This window comes from Streptomyces corynorhini, from assembly GCF_003346515.1.
Classification (GTDB): Bacteria; Actinomycetota; Actinomycetes; order Streptomycetales; family Streptomycetaceae; genus Streptomyces; species Streptomyces corynorhini.
In genome coordinates, this window is record NZ_QQNA01000191.1 from 1 (window position 1) to 3,562 (window position 3,562).

The window sequence follows — 3,562 nt, forward strand, 5'->3', positions numbered from 1 at the left end:
CCGGAACGGTACGGACGCGCCCTCACCCCTCGCCGGCGAGGGGTGAGGGCGCGTCCGTACCGTTCCGGGAACAGGAGGCGGAGTACGCCGCCACCAACGGCACCCTGATCGGCCCCGACCGGCTCTACGGATCGCTGGCCTCGGAAGCGTCGGGGCGGCAGGCCGTGACGCTCGACGCGGTCGGCGAGTACGTGGAGTTCACCCTCACCGCACCCGCGAACGCGATGTCGCTGCGCTACTCGCTGCCGGACAACGCGGCGGGGACCGGCCGGGACGCGAGTCTGGACCTGCGCGTCAACGGCAGCTCGCTCAAGAGCCTGCCCGTGACCTCCAAGTACGGCTGGTTCTACGGGGGTTACCCCTTCAACAACAACCCGGGCGACACCAACCCGCACCACTTCTACGACGAGACCCGCACCATGTTCGGCTCCACCCTGCCGACGGGTACGAAGGTCAGGCTCCAGGTCACCTCGACGGCCGCCTCCCCCACGTTCACCCTCGACCTGGCCGACTTCGAGCAGGTCGCCGCGGAGATCGGCAAGCCCTCGGGCGCGCTGGACGTGGTGAGCGACTTCGGCGCTGACCCGACGGGCGCCGCCGACTCGACGGCCAGGATCCAGGCGGCGGTCGACGCGGGGCGTGCCCAGGGCAAGGAGGTCTACCTGCCGAAGGGCACCTTCCAGGTACGCGACCACATCGTGGTCGACAAGGTCACCCTGCGCGGCGCCGGCCCCTGGTACAGCGTGCTGACCGGACGCGACCCGGTCGACCGCAAGAAGGCCGTCGGTGTGTACGGCAAGTACGCCTCGGCGGGCGGCAGCAGCCAGGTGACGCTCCGGGACTTCGCGATCATCGGCGACATCCGCGAGCGCGTGGACGAGGACCAGGTCAACGCCATCGGTGGCGCGATGTCGGACTCGGTGGTGGACAACGTCTGGATGCAGCACACCAAGTGCGGCGCCTGGATGGACGGCCCGATGAACAACTTCACCATCAGGAACAGCCGGATCCTGGACCAGACGGCCGACGGTGTGAACTTCCACTACGGCGTCACGAACTCCACGGTCACCCACACCTTCGTACGCAACACCGGTGACGACGGTCTGGCCATGTGGGCGGAGAACGTCCCGAACGTGAAGAACAAGTTCACGTTCAACACCGTGATCCTGCCGATCCTGGCGAACAACATCGTCACGTACGGCGGCAAGGACATCACCCTCTCCGACAACGTCATGGCGGACACCGTCACCAACGGCGGCGGCCTGCACATCGCCAACCGCTACCCGGGCGTCAACTCCGGTCAGGGAACGGCGGTCTCCGGCACGATCACCGCCGCGCGCAACACCCTCATCCGTACCGGGAACAACGACTACAACTGGCGCTTCGGAGTCGGCGCGATGTGGTTCAGCGGGCTCAACGAACCGGTCAACGCCACCCTCGACATCACCGACAGCGAGATCCTGGACAGCTCCTACGCCGCGATCCATCTCATCGAGGGCGCGACCAACGGGCTGCGCTTCAACAACATCAGGATCGACGGCGCCGGTACGTACGCGCTCCAGATCCAGGCCCCCGGCACGGCGTCGTTCACCAACGTCACCGCCACCCACCTCGCCCAGTCCAACCCGATCCACAACTGTGTGGGCAGTGGCTTCCAGATCACCCGGGGCACCGGCAACTCCGGCTGGTACGCGGATCCGCCCGCCTGCACCGGGACCTGGCCCGACCCGGTGTGGACCAACGGCGGTGTGCCGGGCGGCCCCACCACTCCGCCCACCGACCCGCCGACCACTCCACCCACCGACCCGCCGACCACACCCCCGACCGATCCGCCGACCACTCCCCCGGCGAACGGGAACCTCGCCCAGGGCCGCCCGGTCACCGACTCCGGCCACGCGGACGTGTACGGCCCGGCCAACGCGGTCGACGGCGACGCGAACACCTACTGGGAGAGCACCAACCACGCCTTCCCGCAGTCCATCACCGTGGACCTCGGCTCGGCGCGGGCGGTGAAACGTCTCGTGCTGAGGCTGCCGCCCGCGGCGGCGTGGTCCACCCGTACCCAGACCCTGAGCGTGTCGGGCAGTACGAACAACACGTCCTACACCACGCTCAAGGGCGCGGCCGGATACACCTTCGATCCGTCGAGCGGCAACAGGGCGACCGTCGCCCTGGACGGCACCCAGGCCCGTTATCTGCGGCTGACCTTCACCGCCAACACCGGCTGGCCGGCCGGACAGCTGTCCGAACTGGAGGCGTACGCGGACTGACGACCGCGCCGGGGCGGCGCGCGGCCGTCACCCGGCGGCCTCTCAGCGTACGAGGACCGCCAGGATCATCTTGCCGCCACCGGAGGCCGGGCGGACGGTGACCCCGTCCGCCAGCCGCTGGACCATCGGCCAGCCGAACCCGCCGGACCTGCCGGTGAGGTCGGGGGTACGGTCCAGCGGCAGCGCCGGGCTCGGGTCGCGGACCTCGATCTGCAGGCTGCGGCGGTCCGCGCGCAGCCGCAGCGACGTGACCTCACCGGCGTGCCGCAGTGCGTTGGTGACCAGCTCCGAGACGACCAGGAGCAGGTTCTGCCGGGTGCGGTCGGAGGGCTCGGGGCACAGACCGTCGAGGAATCCGTCCGTCGCCTCCCGGGCCTCGGCCGCCAGCTCCGGTCGGCAGGCCCACTCCGTCCGGCCGTTGCCGAGGACGGTGTCGGAATCGCTGTCGCTCCTGAGCGAGTGGTGCATAGGGCTCACCCCGTTGGGTTGGACGTCGTTGCCACGATCTCTCCAGCGTCGTGTACCCCCGGGATCGAGGCTGAAGAGTCCTGAGTGGCGTCCGTTCGTCCGTGCCTCGTCATCCCCCGCCGTGCGAGCCCTCGCCCCGCGCGGCGCCCTCGTCGCCCGCCACCCGCCGCTCGCCGCCGCCGTCGGCCGCGAGCGCGTCCTCGACCGTGCCGTACACGGGAAACGCCTGTTCGAGTCCGATGACCGCGAACAGGCGCTGGACGAAGGCCGACGGCTGGGCCAGGCGTAGTCTCGGCCCCAGGGAGCCGTGGGCCCGCAGGAGCAGGTTCACCGTGGTGGAGTCCGCGAAGTCGACGCGGGACAGATCCACCACGACCGGGCCGGTGACGCTCGCCCCCGCCTCGGCCAGCGCGGTACCGAGGGGAGTGATGTTCTCGATGTCGAGATCACCGCTGACGGCGACGACCACGGCGTCGTCGCCGATCTGTCTCTTGGCCAGGCCGATGGCCTGACCTGCGCTGTGAGGAGGTTGCACAGAGTTCCTTCGAGGCTGGAGAGGAGAACATCGGCACCACGATAGAAGTGACAGTTGCCATTTGACAACATTCTCTGGTGCGCAACAATCTGTTCACGGCTTCCGCACAACTGCTCTGCGCGGAGAGTAACGTGTCGCTGCCAGGAAGTGGGGCCGAATGAAGCTATGCGCTGTCCGCCACCTCGCCGCGCGCGGCGTCGGCGGCCCCGCCGGAGCCCGCGGCGCTCTCCTGGCCGAGCCCGGCGAGGGCCGCGGCGCGGAAGGCGCTGAGCCCCTCGGCCAGGGTCAC

Annotated in this window: 3 protein-coding genes; 1 reads left to right on the plus strand and 2 read right to left on the minus strand. The window is 69.7% G+C overall.

From position 1 onward, the window contains the following. Positions 1-2,270 (plus strand): discoidin domain-containing protein (locus DVH02_RS22945; RefSeq protein WP_114625711.1); only part of this gene is annotated, 2,270 nt, incomplete at its 5' end. Positions 2,271-2,312: 42 nt separating this feature from the next. On the opposite strand, the gene DVH02_RS22950 is transcribed toward DVH02_RS22945, so the two are convergent. Both DVH02_RS22950 and DVH02_RS22955 read right to left on the minus strand, forming a co-directional pair. Next, complete coding sequence (locus tag DVH02_RS22950; RefSeq protein WP_114625712.1) at positions 2,313-2,738, minus strand: ATP-binding protein; 426 nt, start codon at positions 2,736-2,738, stop codon at positions 2,313-2,315. 109 nt (positions 2,739-2,847) lie between these two features. Continuing rightward, the gene (locus DVH02_RS22955; protein ID WP_325051398.1) at positions 2,848-3,273 is read right to left on the minus strand and encodes an STAS domain-containing protein; all 426 of its coding nucleotides are present in this window, start codon (positions 3,271-3,273) and stop codon (positions 2,848-2,850) included. Positions 3,274-3,562 lie beyond the last annotated feature (289 nt).